Consider the following 15,294-nt stretch of genomic DNA (forward strand, 5'->3'; position numbering starts at 1 on the left):
GTTGTTTCTCCTGGGCGCCTCCCTTGCGCTCATTTTTTTTATGCAGAGGTTTATGTGGCAAGCGCTAGCACATCAAGCACTAAAAAATCTCGCTTGACGGCAAAGCAGTGGGCCGAAGCCGAAACGCTTTGGGCTGCTGGCAATATCACCTACGAAGGTCTGACTAAGAGGTATGGTCTGCACCGGAGTTCGTTCGAGCGCCACTTTCGTTCAAAGAAGGTCATCAAAGGTTCCACGTCTGCCGCACAGAGCAGAGCTGTCGCCGCGAAGGTCGCAGAAGCCAGCATCGGCGAAGCAACAGTCATTGCCGCCCGCATTAAAGAAACCAAAGAAGAGCATTACAAAATGGCTGCGGGTCTGGCCAAGCTGACATGGGCTGAGATCCTTAAAGCTAACCAAAGCGGTTCGCCCGTTGCTGTCGCCTTAAACAATCTCAAAGCGCTTGACTCCGCAATGAACGTGCTGAAAAAAGCGCGTGAAGAGCGATGGGCGGTTCTTGGCTTAGACCGTCCTGATGCAGTTGATCCAGATGAATTGCCAGAGTTGATTGTGTCTGAGTTGACCTCAGAGCAGATCAAAGAGTTGCGTGACCGCGACCTAACTGAATTAGATAGCGCTGAACCCTCTCAAGCGGGCGATAGCGACGCCCAAAGCAATGAAGACGATACAGACGCAGAAAACGATAATGGCGTCGTAGAAGAGGGCGAGGACTAGATGGCGCTTCAGTCTAGGCTGTCGCTACACCCCAAACAAATGTTGGTGTTTCAGTCTAAGGCACGTTTTCGCGTCGTCGTAGCTGGACGCCGATGGGGTAAAACTGCGCTTTCTCGTTCGCTGATGATTGCTCGCGCCAAAATTAAGAAGAGCAAAATTTGGTATGTGGCGCCGACGTATAAGATGGCAAAGCAAATTATGTGGCTTGATTTGCTGGAGGCAATCCCTAAACGATGGATTCGTAAAGTTAATGAGACATCGCTGTCCATTGCGCTCGTCAACGGCACAAGAATTGAATTAAAAGGCGCGGACAAAGCAGATTCTTTGCGCGGCGTCGGCGTAGATTTTTTAGTTCTGGATGAGTTCCAGGACATGACTGAAGAAACGTGGGTAAAAGTTTTACGGCCGACATTGTCCGATAGACGCGGTCATGCAATTTTCATTGGGACACCCAAGGCGTACAACTATCTCTACGATCTTTATAAAAGAGGGCAAGACCCTCAAGCGGTCAAAGCAGGGCGTTGGGAGTCATGGCAGTTTCCAACCATCACATCGCCTTTCATTCCTATTTCAGAGATTGAAAGCGCCAGACAAGATATGGATGAGAAGTCTTTCAAACAAGAGTTTGAGGCTTCTTTTGAGACGATGTCCGGTCGCGTGTATTACCCATTCTCACGTAATGAGCATATTGGCACTTATACGTTTAACCCAAAGCTGCCGATCTGGGTAGGCATGGACTTTAATATCGATCCAATGTCCACCGTGATCTTTCAACCGCAGAAAGATGGCTCAGTGTGGGCGGTCGATGAAATCGTTTTGTTTGGCTCCAACACTGAAGAGATTTGTAACGAGTTGGAGAAACGCTACTGGCGTAATCAGGTGCAGATCATCGTGTATCCCGATCCAGCCGGCGGACAACGCCAACATGCTCGCGGTGAGACCGATTTGGACATCTTGCGAGAGAAGGGCTTTAAGCGTCTTAAATTTCGCAGGAAGCACCCGTTTGTAGCTGATCGTGTCAATGCGATGAATCGAATGCTCAAAGCTGCGGATGGCACCGTCAGATTGCGTATAGATGAGCGCTGCAAGCATTTCATTAACGCGCTTGAGCAAACGATCTACAAGAAGGGTTCGCGTGATGTGGATAAAGCGGCAGGCTTAGAACACTCTGCTGATGCTGGCGGTTATTGCATCGAGTTAGAGTTTCCTGTTCGTAAGATTGAAATTGGCGGCATGTCTCGTTGACCTATTGACATACGTCAGTAGTGACTTATAATGCCAACATGAAAAAGATTATGACACCTGGCTCTACAGCCGTAATTGATCCAAATGATGCTGCTGTCTCTAGTGGCATCGCTCCCGCCACCGATGATCAGAAAAAGCTTAAAAGGCTTATTGCGCGTCGTCATCCAGACTATGAAGACCTGATCAAGCATTGGGAATTTCTGGAAGACACCTACGAAGGCGGTAGAGAGTGGTTTAAAGGCAACATCTTTCGATACGTCAAAGAAGGCGAAGGCGAATATAACGATCGAATCGATCGCTGCTACCGTTTTAATCATAGCCGCGAAGTAGTGGATTTGCTAAACAAATATTTGTTCAAACAGCACATCGTTCGTAATGAAGTAGACGCGCCGGAAGCGGTAAAAGCGTTTTGGGCTAGAGCGACAAAAAATGGGCTTAGCATTCGTGATTTCTCTCGCCAAGTATCAAAGAAAACATCCATCTATGGGCGCATTGCCGTCGTAGTGGACAACAGTAAGAAAGATGGCGGCGGTTCAGTGATATCTGTAGCGGATGAAAAGAAGCTCGACGTCCGCACGTTTGCCTACACCGTTGGGCCAGAGCAGTTGCTCGACTATGCGTATGACCGTGATGGAGAACTTGAATGGGTTCTTATTCAGGAGTGTGTGCGCGACGATCAAGATCCATTGGAATCTACCGGGGACGAAACTGTTCGATATCGTCTTTGGACAAAAATTGAATGGCGCTTATACGAAGAGCGTAAAGGTTCAGGTGGCAAAAAGCAGATCGTGCTGGCAGATTTCGGATTTCATGATCTTGGCGTCGTGCCGGTCATTCTTGTGGACAACATGATCACAGATGAGGACTACTCCGCACCTTCATTGATTGATGACATCGCTTACCTCGACCGCGCAGTGGCGAACTATTTGTCCAACTTGGATGCCATTATTCAAGATCAGACATTCTCACAACTGGCTATGCCGGCGCAGAATGTTTTACCTGGCGACGACAACTACAACACGCTATTGAAGATGGGGACAAACCGCATCTTTATCTACGATGGTGAAAGCGGCGCGCAACCATTCTTTTTGTCTCCTGATCCAAAACAGGCGCAAATGATATTGGCCGTTATCAACAAAATTATCAATGAGATTTACCACACCGTCGGACTAGCTGGCGAACGCACCAAGCAAGATAACGCCTTGGGTATCGACAACAGTTCCGGCGTGGCTAAAGCCTACGACTTTGAACGCGTCAACGCCTTGCTTCAAGCGAAAGCTGACAGCTTAGAGCTTTTTGAAAACAAACTGACTCGAATGGTCGCGCTCTGGAACGGCACCAAGATAACCGAGAGTTTTGTGTCTTATCCAGACAACTTCGATACGCGTGGGCTTTATGACGAGTTCGACATTGCTGCGCGACTGATGTTGATTTCAGCACCAGATAGCGTTCGCCAGCATCAGATGGAAATGGTGATCGACAAACTATTCCCTCAATTGGCCAAAGACCTGAAAGACAAGATGCTTTCGGACTTGAAGTCATGGCCTCTTGATCCTGTTCAGCTTGCGGCAGATATGGCAGCGGCGACCGCTCCAGATCAGGCTGCTTTACAAAAATCGCAAAATCGTGACACCGCAAAGGCGACTTTGTCACAGAACTAATTTTTACAACCGCCAGCGAAGAGAATCGTTGGCACTTTTAACCATTGACCTAGAGACTGGTCAGAAAGGCATCAAATGAAATTCAGTAAGTTACTCGCGACACTCTTATTTGGCTTTGGCTTCATGAGTATGGGCATCGTAGAAGATGGCGGTGGCGGTTCTGATACAGGCGCAGCAGATGCGGCTGCGGCAGACGCAGCAAAAGCAGCAGCGGCAGCAAAAGAAGGTGAAAGCGCATTAAAGGGAGAGAAAAAACCATCTGACGAAGAAGCCAAACTTCTGAAAGAAGTGATGCAGAAAAAAGAAGCCTTGCAAAAGACGCAAAGCGACTTGCAATCGGCTCAAGAGCGATTAAAACAGTTTGACGGCATTGATCCAGAAGCAGTTCGCAAGCTTTTAGAAGAAAAGAAAAATGCCGAGACCGCACAGCTAGAAGCAAAAGGTGAGTGGGACCGTCTGAAAACTCGTATGGCGGAAGAGCATACAAGTCAGACTAAATCTCTCCAAGATCAGATTGCTGAGCTGCAAGGCCAGTTATCTCAAAAGACTGGCGCAATTAATGAATTATCTATTGGCTCGCAATTTGGTCAAAGTGCATTCATTGCAGAGGAAATGGTCATGCCCGCAGCCAAAGTGCGCGTCGTATATGGCGATCACTTTGATTTGGTGGAAGGTAAGGTAGTCGGTTATGACAAGCCTCGCGGCGCAGCTAGTCGCACAGCATTGATTGATCAAAGTGGCGAGCCTGTAGGTTTTGACGCTGCTTTACGCAAGATTATTGATGCCGATCCTGATAAAGACCATCTGTTGAAAAGCAAAATTCGCTCAGGCGCAGATTCAGCAAGCCGTAAGGCGGATGCATCAAAGACCGTTAAGGCATCACAGGAAACTGATTCAGTTGCAAAAATCTCCGCTGGTTTAAAAGGCTTCAATATGAGCGGTTCTGGGGGCATTGCTTAGTCATTGAAATAAGTCACCACTGACTTTACATTGGCATGATTTTATGTTAATGTATCAGTCATCGGTGACTTAGAGCGACTTAGGCACGATATATGTTTTTTTATCTTTTCTAAAGGACCATACATGCCTCTGTTACGACAAGAAGCCGAACATCTGAGCAATAATCAGCTCATTTCCGGCGTAATCGATCAAATTATCGAACGCGATGATTTGTTCAGCATTCTGCCATTCGCGAAAACCGAAGGCAAAGCATACGTGTACAACCGCGAAAACACTTTGGGTTCTGCCGATTGGCTTGATCCAAATGATCCTGTGAATGAGTCCGCTGCGACCTTCACAGAAGTTGTTGCTAAGTTGCGTATTCTCGCCGGTGACGTGGATATCGACAAATTCTTGAACCAAACTCTGTCTGACACAAACAGCCAGATGGCAGTTCAAATCGCCAAAAAAGCCAAAACCGTTGGTCGTGAATTTCACCGCGCTTTGGCTACCGGTGATTCTACAGCTAACACTAAAATCTTCGACGGCTTGCCAACTTTGGCTGCTGCCGCTGGTGGTTCTCAGATTGTTACTGCTGGCGCAAACGGTAATGCATTGACTCTGACTATGTTGGACGAGTTGTGCGACGCTGTCCCAAACGGCGCTGACGTATTGGTAATGCGCCGTGGCACAATTCGCGCATTCCGTGCTTTGCTGCGAGCTACTTACGGCACTGACGCTGTCATGCAACAGTTGGAAAACTTCGGTCGCCCAATGCTGACACACAACGGCATTCCTATCATCATGAATGAGTTCTTGAGCGCTGCTGAAACTCAAGGTACAAACGCCACCACTGCTTCCGTTTATGCGTTGCGCTTAAACGAATTGGACGGCTTGCATGGTCTGTGGGGTGGTGATAATGCTGGTATCGTCGTTGAGAACGTCGGCACTGTTCAAAACAAAGATGCGACTCGCATCCGCTTGAAATGGTACTGCGGCCTGGCGTTAAAATCGACTCGCTCGATTGCTCGTCTCAAAGGCGTGTCAAACATTTAAGCTTGTAATCAGTCAGTAGTGACTTATAATAGAAGGCGGGAGCAATCCCGCCTTTTTCATATTCAGAAAGGAATACATGAAGATCAAACTTATTCAAGCTGGCTACGAAGCTTTTTCTGGTCAGTTGGGCGATGTTGTTTTCGACAACGGCACATCGGTGACTGACGTTAGCGAGCAGAGCGCGGGCGGCATTGCAAGCATTTATCAGGTTGAGCGCATTGGCGAGCCTGGAGACGTAGATGTTGGCGTTGACGATGTAACCGACGCCACTGTTAATGTTGAAAGCGACTCCGGTGACTTTAATGCGGCAACGAATGAAGCGCCGCAGGAGTCTCAATAATGAAGCTGCGCATTACACAATTAGGCTTTGAGGGCTACAGCGGTCAGATGGGGGTCATCAACTTTGAAGATGGGCTATCTACTGCGGACGTTCTTGTGATCGACGCGGTTCGCATGTCTGCCGTGATGCTCTGCGAATGGGAAGACGGCACGTCAGTTTCGATTACGCAGTCCATTATCGACAACGCGCACTCGCCGGCCCCAATGTTCGTATCTGGCGCAGAAGGACAGCATGACACTGAGAAAGTCGAAACTGCCAAAAACGACCAAACTTCAAAACCTGTGTTCACAGAAGAACAGCTTTCTGTATTGGCAGATAGCGAAGGCATCAAGGGATTGCGCGCTTTGGGTGACCCGATTGGCGTAAAAGGCAATTCGATCAAAGACCTGATCGCGGCATTGATTGACTACAGCAAGGTGTAATTGATGGATATTTTTCTCGCAGGAACCGCAGTCAATCTTATAACTGTACTGAGCGACAAGTCGGGCAATCCGCTTAAAGTGACATCGATTGAGTATCGAATCAGTGACGAAAGCGGCACAGAGCTAGTGCCATTGCAGGCGCTTTCTAGCTTCGTCGCTGAGTCACCGCAGGCCGTGATTGAGGTTTCTGCCGAGAATAATATCATCGCAGATACAGCCGCATTAGGGCTTCGTGCTGTAGAGCTGCATTGTGTCGTTGCCGGCAACACCATAGTAATTAATACGGGCTACATCGTTGAGCTGGCAGATCCATTAGTGGTGGGAACGAACTCATTTCAAACATACGCACAGGCTGAGTTTAACGCTGTCTCTTTGCCAAACCTGGCAGGATGGGACAAGTCATCTGAGAGTGAACGAATTGCTGCGCTTAGCGATGCGCGAGATCACATCGTCCAACTAAGCTTCACTCAATTGAACTCGAACGTCAATTGGGGACAAGACAGCCTAAACTTTGTACCAGAGGGGACTTATTCCACCAACTACGTCTCAAATGGTGACATGTTTCTATTTAACGGCAACCTGGCCTTACTGACGCCGCTGCAATTTTCAAAGCTACCAGACAAGTTCAAGCTCGCCTTGAGCAAGGCTCAAATTGTTGAGGCTGATTCAATTCTGGGCGGTAACGTGGTGGACTCTCGCCGTCGTGAGGGCTTGCTTCTGGAGTCAATCGGCGAGGTAAAGCAAATGTACCGGTCTGGCAAGCCGCTCGATCTACCTGTATCGCGTCGTGCCTTGAGTTACTTATCTTACTTTGTAACTTTTTCTAAAAAAGTGGGGCGATGATGACGCCAGATGAATTTGCCAAAAGCGTAGTAACTGAGCTTGAGCTTTTTCAAATGACTTTGAAAAACATTCACGTTATGCGCGCAAGCGCTGCAACCGCCGGCAACGCTGCCGCGAATTATCAAGCGACCGTCATCATGCATGCGGAGTTAGCCAAAGCGTATTCTAATTTTGAGACGCGCATCAAGCAAATGTCGGACGCTTACTTAGTTCAGTTACATGCTAAAGGACTAGAAGCGCTAGATTTTGAAATGTATAGCTGGATACTTCGAGTACGTCGCGTCATTCGCGATAATGGCTCAGCCGTTGTTCGCAAAAGTAATGCCGGTCGTTTGGCCAACGTCTTTACTCGTGGCTTGGGCGCAATTGGATTACTTCTGCAAAAGAACGTCAACGACATTAAGTTTGTGTCGCATGACAACGCCGGTAGAGTCTGGGATTCAACGGCTTTACTGTACGGCTACGCAAGAGATTTCGCCTACCAATCACTGATTGAGGCGCAAGCGTTTCTTATTAACGGACTCGCAGAGGTTCGCTATCCAGACTCAAATCACGTCAATAACGGAATGCTTGTCGAGACTAGCGACCGAACTATCAGCGGCGCGACAAAACTAGCCAATATTCGTAATTCGATTTTTCATCCTAACTCTCAAGCCGAACTGGTGAAACATGTTTAGTCCAAACTCTACCTGCGTCATTCAGTCAAGCGACGGCAAATCTGACGACTATGGCATGCCCTTGCCGGTCTTGAAGACTACTGAGCGATGTACAGTAGTAAAGCTCACGCTGACCATTGAGAAGTCGTCTGTGCGCGCCGACAGCTCTGCATCGCGAGGTAATGCGATCGAAGAAGAAGCGCTCTCTAAGATTCTTTTGACAAAGAATACGAAAGCGCAAATGAACGACATCATCATTTTGCCTGAATGCAAGTTGCGTATCGTTGGCCGCATACCGCGTTCTGATTTACAGGGGCGACCAGATCACGTCGAGGTGGCGGCGCAGTTTTGGAGTAAAGCATGAATTTGAGACCGCTTGCAAATATACTGGCTGCGAACAGCCTTGGCGTTTTGGGCACATCAATGTTTTTCAATATGCTGCCAGCAGAAGCGGAAGAAGCAATTTTGTTGCGCAATCCCTTGTCTGGTACAAAAATCGATTACGAGCTAAAGGGCTATTTTAAGACTGAGTTTCAGCTAATTGTTAGAAGCCACAGCTATGCTAATGGCGAGGTATTGATCAAGAAGGTCATCGATGCGCTAACGCTGGAAAATACTCAGGTTGAGGACCACAACTTTAACTATTCTCGACCAAGAACGGAGGCGGTAGCCTTTCCTTTATCAAGGGGAAACTTATTAGAGTTTAATGTGATGTTTGACGTGTGCTTTGTAAGGAGCTGACGTGGGCGTAAAAGTCGAAGGCTTTATGAGCGCTAATGAATTGCTAATGCGTATCGATACGACCGCCAAACGCAGAGTCGTGAAGTCGTTAATACAGAAAGGCGTTGAACTGCGAGACATGGCAAAAAAAATGGCGCCGCGTGACCATGCGAATCTTGAAGACGCCATTAAGATGCGCCCAGAAGGAGCTGAACGGCTGCGTGACGATCTTGGGCGATTCGCTAAAGTGGAGATCGAAGTTTATATCGATATGGATACGCCGGTTCCTGAAAGACCTGGCAAAACTGTTGGTGATTACGCTTATGAGATTCACGAGCATCAAACGCCAATGGGCTCAATTCAGCTTGGTGAAAAATCTCTTGAGAAGCAAGATAGTAACGGCGGCGTTCAAGTGGGTGGTGGCTTTATGTATCGAGCAGTAGAAGCGGTCGATAAAGAGATCGACTTCGCATTACAAGAAGCGCTAAACGAGGTTTTCTAACCATAACGCTTTATAGCTATGGCTTTTTGTGCTATATTAAGTAAGTCAGTAGTGACGTATTTATAGTATTTAACCTCTTTGCAAGGAGTTTTGTATGGCAAGTGATACCAAAAACGTCAAGATTGGCGTTTGTAAGGTGATTTATGGCGGCGTTGATTTGGGCTATACCCAAGGCGGCGTCGAAGTAACAGTGAAAACAGACACTCATAAGGTGAACGTGGATCAGTTCGGCAAGACCACGATCAACGAATACATCATGGGTCGTGAAGTGATGGTTAAAGTGCCATTGGCGGAAACGACATTAACGAACTTGGTAGCAATTATGCCAGGCGCAACTCTAGTTACAAATGGCGCAGACATTCACGTTGATGTAACTAACGCTATTGGTACTGATTTGTTATCTACAGCAAAACAGTTGCGTTTGCATCCTAAAGCTTTGCCTGACTCTAATGTAAGCGAAGACTTCGTGATTCCTTTGGCTGCAACTGCGGGTGGTTTGACGTTCGCATACAAGCTGGAAAATGAGCGCATTTTTAACTGCGACTTTACTGGCTACCCAGACCCAGTCACAGCAAAGCTTTTTGCTATCGGCTCTCCTGTTACGCCTTAACTGATTGGTCATTGACGACTGATTGAAGAAACCGCCTCGCTGTCACAAGCGGGGCATCTTTTTGCTTAAAGAGGAAATTGAAATGACGAAGATTTTAAACCTGGACAAATTAGACACAACATCGAACCGCGTTCTGAGTATCGGTGGCGTAGACCACAAAATTCATGAAATGACGGTGGAAAATTTTATCGTTACCACGCGCACTGTCGAGGCGTTATCAAAAGGCACCGTAAGCGTGGCTGATCAAGTCGAAGCCACTCTGGATATGATTTTACGCAGCGTACCGACATTGGATCGAGCTTCTTTGTTCGGTCGCGGCTTGGCGCAGCTAAACGTGATTGCTGAGTTCGTTCGTGGCGAAAACGTGGATGAAGCGGAAGAGCGAACAGACGAAGCGGGAAAGTAGACGACTCGAAGGTTGAAGAAGTCGATTTCGGCTTCTTCTTCAGTCGAGTCATTCACTTTTATCACATAGGTTACATGGAAGCAAAACAGCTTCCAATAAAGACTTTCTGGCTACTGAGCGGGAACATCGACCGCATTATGGCTCAGCAAGATATCCGGAATATGCAAGTGGCATGCGCTGGTCAATCAACAGATGAGCAATTGCAAGAATACAGGCAGCGTCTCGTGGTAGAGACCGGCACCATTGTCAAGATGGAGGCCATTACTCCACTCGATGCGAAAAGAGACGAATCAGGCTTCGCGCAATTAAAAGCGCTTTCTAACGCATAGTTTTGGAGTAGATATGGCATTAGGTAAGGAAATTAAGGTAGTTCTGACGCTGGATGATTCTGGCTTCACCTACAAGACTAAGTCGGCGCAGGATAGCGTCAAGTCGCTTGAGATTGGTCTAGGTGACTTTTCAAAATCTGCCGACCGCGTCGAGTCTTCAATTTCCAGCTTAGGCAAAAATGTTGACAGTTTCACTGCCGGCTTTCAATCTCTGCAAAAAGGGCTGCAAGCCGCCGTTGACCAGTTGCAGAAAACTGTCGGCGGTATTCGTGAAGTAGATTCCGCACAAAGAGAAAGCGCAAAGGTTGCAAAAGATAGTGCGACTGCCATTATTGACGCAAAAAAGCGAACGCTTGAAAATGAATTGGCGAGCAATAGCAAGCTCTTAGCAGACAAGGCAAAGACTTTTTCAGAGTTGCGCAAGTTAGAGAATGACGAGCGCGCACAGTCAACTGCTGCGATGTTAAAAGCTGAAGAAGCTGAACGCAGGCTTGGTTCCTTTGGTGGCAAAAACGTCGTCAATGCCTCGTTAAATGATGCAGACCGTCATGAGCGTAGCGCAAATGCCATCCGTGCGGAGGTTCAACAGCTAGACCGCTGGATCATAGCCACTCGTCAAGAGCAAGCTGCTAGAGTTTCCGCAATTGCCGCTTTAGAAGCTGAAAAAGTCGCCGCAACATCAGCGGCGGCAGCTAAAGAAAACCTGTCTCGAATTGCCTTAGCAGTCGGTCGCAATAACGCGGCTGAAATGCAACGTCTTGCGAAGATGGTTGCCGCCACTCAAAAAGAAGCTAACGATACAGCGGCTAAATCAGCAAGCGACTTAACACGCTTAAAGAAGCAATATGCGGAGCAAGAAGTTCGCGACCGTGCAGACGCCGAGCGAGCTATTCGACAAGAAGCGGCTGAGACGGCTGCGCAACAAAAGCGTCAAGCAAGAGAGACTGCGGACGAACAACGCAGACAAGCCGAACAAGTCGCTCAAATGTGGAAGGGAATGGCGCAAGCATACGCGGGCGCTAAAATTGAAAAAGGTCTTGCGAACTCTGTTGATTCTGCCGACAAGTATCAACGCGAAGAGACGTTGCTAAAATCGCTCAACCTGCCAAAAGATCAAGAGGATTATGTTAAGCAAAAAGCTTGGGATGATTCAAAAGCTCTGAAATTTGCATCGTCCCTTGATATGGTGCGCGCACGTTTGGCTGCGATTGGTGGTCTAGGTGAAAACAATGTAAAAGTTATTGACGAGCTTTTGCAGCATGCCGCAATGACGGCGCATAACATTCAGTCAATTACTGGCGATAAATCTGCCGCAGGTTTTGAGAACATGATTCGGAATTTGTTTGGCGTTATTGAATCACGCCAGCAAACTAATGACCCGGCGGCGGCAAAAAGAACGCTCGACTTAGTTCAAAAGATTTATGTTGGGACAGGTCGTAAGATTGATATTGCCGACTTGGAGACTTTCTTACGTCGTGACGCACCTGGCGCCGATAAAATTTCAGACGAAGGTCTTGCCAAAATTGTAGCCTTTCTTGATCAGGCAAAGGTGTCTGGTGGGCATGGTGCTGGCGGTGCTGGCGTATCAACCGTCGGCACGATGGTCAAAATGTTTCAAAAGATGGCCAACGGCGGAACTATGACCGAGCAAGGGGCCAAAGAGTTTGCCGACGCCGGCCTTATGGATCTTTCCGTCATTGATGGCAAGTCGAATAAACAAGCGATGAAAGCGCTTCGACAAGGCGGTTTAACTGTTGCGAGTTTGGCTAACGAAGATCCTGTAGGCGCATTAGAAAAGATTTCAAAAGCGGCATTGTCTTACATGACAAGGCCAGAAAATTTGAAAAAGTATTTTCCAGAAGGCGACACAAAGGACGGAATGGCGATTAAAAACGCCATGATGAAGTTCGCTATTGGCACAGGCTGGTCAACTAACGCCGTCGGTATGCTGACAACAGCAGGCAATAGCTCTGCAATGGAGCGAGCAAACGCAAGCGCGCATACGATCATGAATTCCAAAGGAACGGAAGAAATGAACGACGACGTGATGAAAACGTATGCCGGCAATATTGACACCTTCAAAGCGTCTATGGAGAATTTAAAAATCTCAGTAGGCACTACGCTTCTGCCAATTTTGTCTGACGTAGCGAAAGCTTTGGCGGGCATCATTAATGCGGCAGGAGACTTTGCTAAAAATAACCCTATCATGACTCAAGTGACGGCGATCGCAACTGGATTTTTCGGTGCCGCGCTTGCTGTAAAGGGCTTTGCGTCGATGTTCGGCTTACTTGGGCCAGCATCAACAGTTTTAAGCACTTTGGGATTGAGCTTCGGAAGAGTAGGCGCAGCCGCGTCTGGATTTAGCGCACTCGGCAGCACTGTAGCATCGACGGCGGCGATAGTAGGTCGCGGCTTTATGAGAATGATTCCTTATGTGGGGCTATTGATTGCTGCCTGGGACTTGACTAATCTTATCGCCAACTTTGAAGTTGGTGGGGTAAAAGTAATAGATTGGGCTATCGGTTGGAGTGAACGTTTATTAACGTCATTTAAAAACGGTTGGCTAAACGTTCAAGCGATGTTTTCGGACGAAGCAAAGAAAACTAAGCTAATGGCCGAAAAAGCTCAGAATGATCTTGACCTTCAACGAGGTTTAAATGCTAACGGCATGGGAAAAAAAGCGCCAAATTCAGCACAAGCTCACGCTGATATGGTTGCGCAAGATCGCGAGCAGGCGGAAGCAGATGCGGCGAAAAATGCGCCAAGAAGCCCATTAAAAGTCAAACCGCCTTTAAAGGTTCAAGACACTTCCAAGCTGAAAGATTTACTGAGCGGCAAAGATTCGACACGCGCCGAACGCGTTGATCCTCTTACTCGCGCACTCGAAACTGCCATTGGCGACAGCAAGTCCGAAACATTAAAGCTGGAGTCTCTTTATCGTGATACTCAAGGCGTTGCCGCGCTTCAAGAAGAGGTTTTTGCTGAGCTAAACGGCAAGCGCCTCGCTGGTGACTACAATGAAAACCGCGATAAAAATAAGCCAGTCTCGGAAGATAATACGAAGTTTCGTGCGCTTGTTGATGAAACTACTCAGAAGCGTTTGTTGGCAGAGCAAATTAAAGCCGTTACTTTTGCTAACGAGCGAGGAGCCGCAGCCAGCATAGAGGCGGATTCAGCGCTTGATCGTTTAACTTCTGGCAATATTGAAAAACAAACGGACGCTTTTCGGGCGTTGGGTCGTGAACTTGCGCGTAACGAGGCCCGACTAAAAGAAGGCACTAAAGAGTTTCAATATTACGAATACGCTAAAGCGTCGGCCTTGTATCAGCAATCGCGCTCAGATGCCATCAATTACGGTGCTGATTTGTCTGATAAGACGAACAAAATTAATGCCGAGAATATTCAAGATCCTCGAACTAAGTTAGAGGAAGAGCTGCGTCTCACGAGAGAAACAGAGCAGGCGAAGTTTGATATTCGTATGACTACTCGTCAAAAATCATTTGACGCCGAACAGCAACGCATCAATAGCGAAATTGCGGCAGCGGCAGGAAGCGACGCCAGAACAGAAGCGGCGCTTGAGAAAAAGAAGTCTGCGGAACAGCAATTCAATACTGAGAGTGAGCAAATGACTGAAGCTCATACCGCCTTTTTAATCGCGCAAGCCGAGCAGCAACGCCTCGCTCTTCGTTCGCCTTTAGAGAAGCTGGTTGATGAATGGCGCATTACATACGACACCATTGGGCAGATCGAAGTGAACGCGGCAAATGGCTTTGTGTCGATGCTAACAAGCTCGCTTGGAACAGGGCGCATGGAAGTAAAGGGCTTTTTAAAGGCCATCTTAATGGATATTGCAAACGCAAAAATTAAAGAAGCGTTGGCAGAACCATTTAGAAATATCGCTGGCTCAGCCGGCGGATTATTAGCGCGGTTGTTCGGTTTGGGTGGTCCTAGTACGGCTGCTAACGCACCGTCCTCGCCTTTGATGGGTGGCGGTGAAATATCTGCTCCGGTCAATGTCGGTTCATGGGCTTTCGCTAACGGCGGAATCATGACTGATTTTGGCCCACTGCAATTGCGTAAGTACGCTGGTGGCGGTATTGCTAATAGCCCGCAGTTGGCGATGTACGGCGAGGCAGGCCCAGAGGCGTATGTTCCTTTACCAGACGGTCGAAGCATTCCTGTCACGATGAAGGGCGGTCAATCAGGCGGCGCAGCTCCGGCAGTGACGGTGAATGTGATTAACCAGACAGGGCAGCAAGCAAACGCGCAACAAGGTCAAATGCGATTTGATGGCAAGCAATATATTTTGGACGTAGTTATGACGGCAGCTAACCAACCAGGCGGCTTTCGTAGCGGTATGAAGGACGCATTGAAATGAGTAATCCGGTATTTCCAACGATGGACAAAAGTCAGGACTCCAAGTTCTATGAGAAGAGCTTGGAAGACCCATCTATGCAGTCTGAAATGGACGGCGGTTACGTAGTGTCTCGCGCTAAGCACACGCGAAAACCACGCCGGTCGTATAAAACAGGCTTCTCTAGCATTCTTAATGCTGATCGAATCAAGCTGGAGAATTTCTATGATTCAGTGAGAGGCGGCTCAGTTATTTTTGATTGGGTTGATCCTGTTTCTGGCGATACGATACAGGTTCTTTTTGCCGACAAACTATCATTTAAGTATGTAGGTGTTGGCGCTGCTCAGCTATGGGACGTAACAATCTCGCTCAAACAGCCATAATTGATTGATAAGTCAGTAGTGACTTAGTATAATAAGTCACTACGGCTAAATCACTCTCTGTTGCAAGTGTTATTGAAAAGAACCGGCTGTCTTCGGATACGCCGTTTCTTATCT

At 47.8% G+C, this 15,294-nt stretch carries 17 protein-coding genes; all 17 read left to right on the forward strand.

Translation table 11 applies throughout. The features are described 5' to 3' along the window. Positions 1–54 precede the first annotated feature (54 nt). The 17 genes from QN395_RS03340 to QN395_RS03420 all read left to right on the forward strand — a co-directional run bounded on the left by QN395_RS03340 (position 55) and on the right by QN395_RS03420 (position 15,180). Positions 55–714 (forward strand): hypothetical protein, encoded by a 660-nt coding sequence (locus QN395_RS03340; protein ID WP_322118669.1) that lies wholly within the window; start codon positions 55–57, stop codon positions 712–714. Further along, the gene (locus QN395_RS03345) at positions 715–1,959 is read left to right on the forward strand and encodes a terminase large subunit domain-containing protein (RefSeq protein ID WP_322118670.1); all 1,245 of its coding nucleotides are present in this window, start codon (positions 715–717) and stop codon (positions 1,957–1,959) included. Positions 1,960–1,997: 38 nt separating this feature from the next. Further along, positions 1,998–3,620 (forward strand): hypothetical protein, encoded by a 1,623-nt coding sequence (locus QN395_RS03350; RefSeq protein ID WP_322118671.1) that lies wholly within the window; start codon positions 1,998–2,000, stop codon positions 3,618–3,620. A 75-nt stretch (positions 3,621–3,695) separates the two neighbouring features. Then, the gene (locus QN395_RS03355) at positions 3,696–4,580 is read left to right on the forward strand and encodes a DUF6651 domain-containing protein (RefSeq protein ID WP_322118672.1); all 885 of its coding nucleotides are present in this window, start codon (positions 3,696–3,698) and stop codon (positions 4,578–4,580) included. A gap of 123 nt (positions 4,581–4,703) precedes the next feature. Then, complete coding sequence (locus QN395_RS03360) at positions 4,704–5,615, forward strand: major capsid protein (RefSeq protein WP_322118673.1); 912 nt, start codon at positions 4,704–4,706, stop codon at positions 5,613–5,615. A 76-nt stretch (positions 5,616–5,691) separates the two neighbouring features. Next, positions 5,692–5,955: a hypothetical protein gene (locus QN395_RS03365; RefSeq protein WP_323491655.1), complete on the forward strand. Its 264-nt coding sequence runs from the start codon at positions 5,692–5,694 to the stop codon at positions 5,953–5,955. Then, a complete protein-coding gene (locus QN395_RS03370) occupies positions 5,955–6,377 on the forward strand; it encodes a hypothetical protein (protein WP_323491656.1) in 423 nt (140 codons plus the stop codon). The genes QN395_RS03365 and QN395_RS03370 overlap by 1 nt, the downstream gene beginning before the upstream one ends. Positions 6,378–6,380: 3 nt before the next feature. After that, a complete protein-coding gene (locus tag QN395_RS03375) occupies positions 6,381–7,220 on the forward strand; it encodes a hypothetical protein (protein WP_323491657.1) in 840 nt (279 codons plus the stop codon). 53 nt (positions 7,221–7,273) lie between these two features. Further along, positions 7,274–7,897 carry a hypothetical protein gene (locus QN395_RS03380; RefSeq protein ID WP_323491658.1) on the forward strand — a complete coding sequence of 208 codons (624 nt, stop codon included), beginning with the start codon at positions 7,274–7,276 and terminating at the stop codon, positions 7,895–7,897. Continuing rightward, positions 7,890–8,240: a hypothetical protein gene (locus tag QN395_RS03385; RefSeq protein WP_323491659.1), complete on the forward strand. Its 351-nt coding sequence runs from the start codon at positions 7,890–7,892 to the stop codon at positions 8,238–8,240. The genes QN395_RS03380 and QN395_RS03385 overlap by 8 nt, the downstream gene beginning before the upstream one ends. Beyond that, positions 8,237–8,617, forward strand: a complete 381-nt coding sequence (locus QN395_RS03390) for a minor capsid protein (RefSeq protein ID WP_323491660.1) — start codon at positions 8,237–8,239, stop codon at positions 8,615–8,617. Before QN395_RS03385 ends, QN395_RS03390 begins: the two co-directional genes overlap by 4 nt. Before the next feature lies 1 nt (position 8,618). Continuing rightward, positions 8,619–9,098, forward strand: coding sequence for a hypothetical protein (locus QN395_RS03395; protein WP_322118680.1), 480 nt, complete (start codon positions 8,619–8,621; stop codon positions 9,096–9,098). Positions 9,099–9,192: 94 nt separating this feature from the next. Next, entirely contained in the window at positions 9,193–9,708 is a 516-nt protein-coding gene (locus QN395_RS03400; RefSeq protein WP_322118681.1) for a hypothetical protein, read from the forward strand. 82 nt (positions 9,709–9,790) lie between these two features. Continuing rightward, a complete protein-coding gene (locus QN395_RS03405) occupies positions 9,791–10,114 on the forward strand; it encodes a hypothetical protein (RefSeq protein WP_322118682.1) in 324 nt (107 codons plus the stop codon). Between the two features lie 137 nt (positions 10,115–10,251). Then, on the forward strand, positions 10,252–10,443 hold the full coding sequence (locus QN395_RS03410) for a hypothetical protein (RefSeq protein WP_323491661.1): 192 nt from the start codon (positions 10,252–10,254) through the stop codon (positions 10,441–10,443). A 13-nt stretch (positions 10,444–10,456) separates the two neighbouring features. Continuing rightward, positions 10,457–14,821: a hypothetical protein gene (locus QN395_RS03415; protein WP_322118684.1), complete on the forward strand. Its 4,365-nt coding sequence runs from the start codon at positions 10,457–10,459 to the stop codon at positions 14,819–14,821. Further along, complete coding sequence (locus tag QN395_RS03420) at positions 14,818–15,180, forward strand: hypothetical protein (protein WP_322118685.1); 363 nt, start codon at positions 14,818–14,820, stop codon at positions 15,178–15,180. The genes QN395_RS03415 and QN395_RS03420 overlap by 4 nt, the downstream gene beginning before the upstream one ends. The last annotated feature ends 114 nt before the right edge of the window (positions 15,181–15,294 follow it).

Origin of the sequence: Undibacterium sp. RTI2.2, assembly GCF_035018705.1 — a bacterium.
Classification (GTDB): Bacteria; Pseudomonadota; Gammaproteobacteria; order Burkholderiales; family Burkholderiaceae_D; genus Undibacterium.

What these genes read in the sequence shown, in the direction of transcription:
- QN395_RS03350 (WP_322118671.1), top strand. Translation starts at nt 1,998, where the DNA reads ATGAAAAAGATTATGACACCTGGCTCTACAGCCGTAATTGATCCAAAT.
- QN395_RS03410 (WP_323491661.1), top strand. Translation starts at nt 10,252, where the DNA reads ATGGCTCAGCAAGATATCCGGAATATGCAAGTGGCATGCGCTGGTCAA.
- QN395_RS03355 (WP_322118672.1), top strand. Translation starts at nt 3,696, where the DNA reads ATGAAATTCAGTAAGTTACTCGCGACACTCTTATTTGGCTTTGGCTTC.
- QN395_RS03380 (WP_323491658.1), top strand. Translation starts at nt 7,274, where the DNA reads ATGACTTTGAAAAACATTCACGTTATGCGCGCAAGCGCTGCAACCGCC.
- QN395_RS03415 (WP_322118684.1), top strand. Translation starts at nt 10,457, where the DNA reads ATGGCATTAGGTAAGGAAATTAAGGTAGTTCTGACGCTGGATGATTCT.
- QN395_RS03420 (WP_322118685.1), top strand. Translation starts at nt 14,818, where the DNA reads ATGAGTAATCCGGTATTTCCAACGATGGACAAAAGTCAGGACTCCAAG.
- QN395_RS03375 (WP_323491657.1), top strand. Translation starts at nt 6,381, where the DNA reads ATGGATATTTTTCTCGCAGGAACCGCAGTCAATCTTATAACTGTACTG.
- QN395_RS03390 (WP_323491660.1), top strand. Translation starts at nt 8,237, where the DNA reads ATGAATTTGAGACCGCTTGCAAATATACTGGCTGCGAACAGCCTTGGC.
- QN395_RS03405 (WP_322118682.1), top strand. Translation starts at nt 9,791, where the DNA reads ATGACGAAGATTTTAAACCTGGACAAATTAGACACAACATCGAACCGC.
- QN395_RS03360 (WP_322118673.1), top strand. Translation starts at nt 4,704, where the DNA reads ATGCCTCTGTTACGACAAGAAGCCGAACATCTGAGCAATAATCAGCTC.
- QN395_RS03385 (WP_323491659.1), top strand. Translation starts at nt 7,890, where the DNA reads ATGTTTAGTCCAAACTCTACCTGCGTCATTCAGTCAAGCGACGGCAAA.
- QN395_RS03370 (WP_323491656.1), top strand. Translation starts at nt 5,955, where the DNA reads ATGAAGCTGCGCATTACACAATTAGGCTTTGAGGGCTACAGCGGTCAG.
- QN395_RS03345 (WP_322118670.1), top strand. Translation starts at nt 715, where the DNA reads ATGGCGCTTCAGTCTAGGCTGTCGCTACACCCCAAACAAATGTTGGTG.
- QN395_RS03365 (WP_323491655.1), top strand. Translation starts at nt 5,692, where the DNA reads ATGAAGATCAAACTTATTCAAGCTGGCTACGAAGCTTTTTCTGGTCAG.
- QN395_RS03400 (WP_322118681.1), top strand. Translation starts at nt 9,193, where the DNA reads ATGGCAAGTGATACCAAAAACGTCAAGATTGGCGTTTGTAAGGTGATT.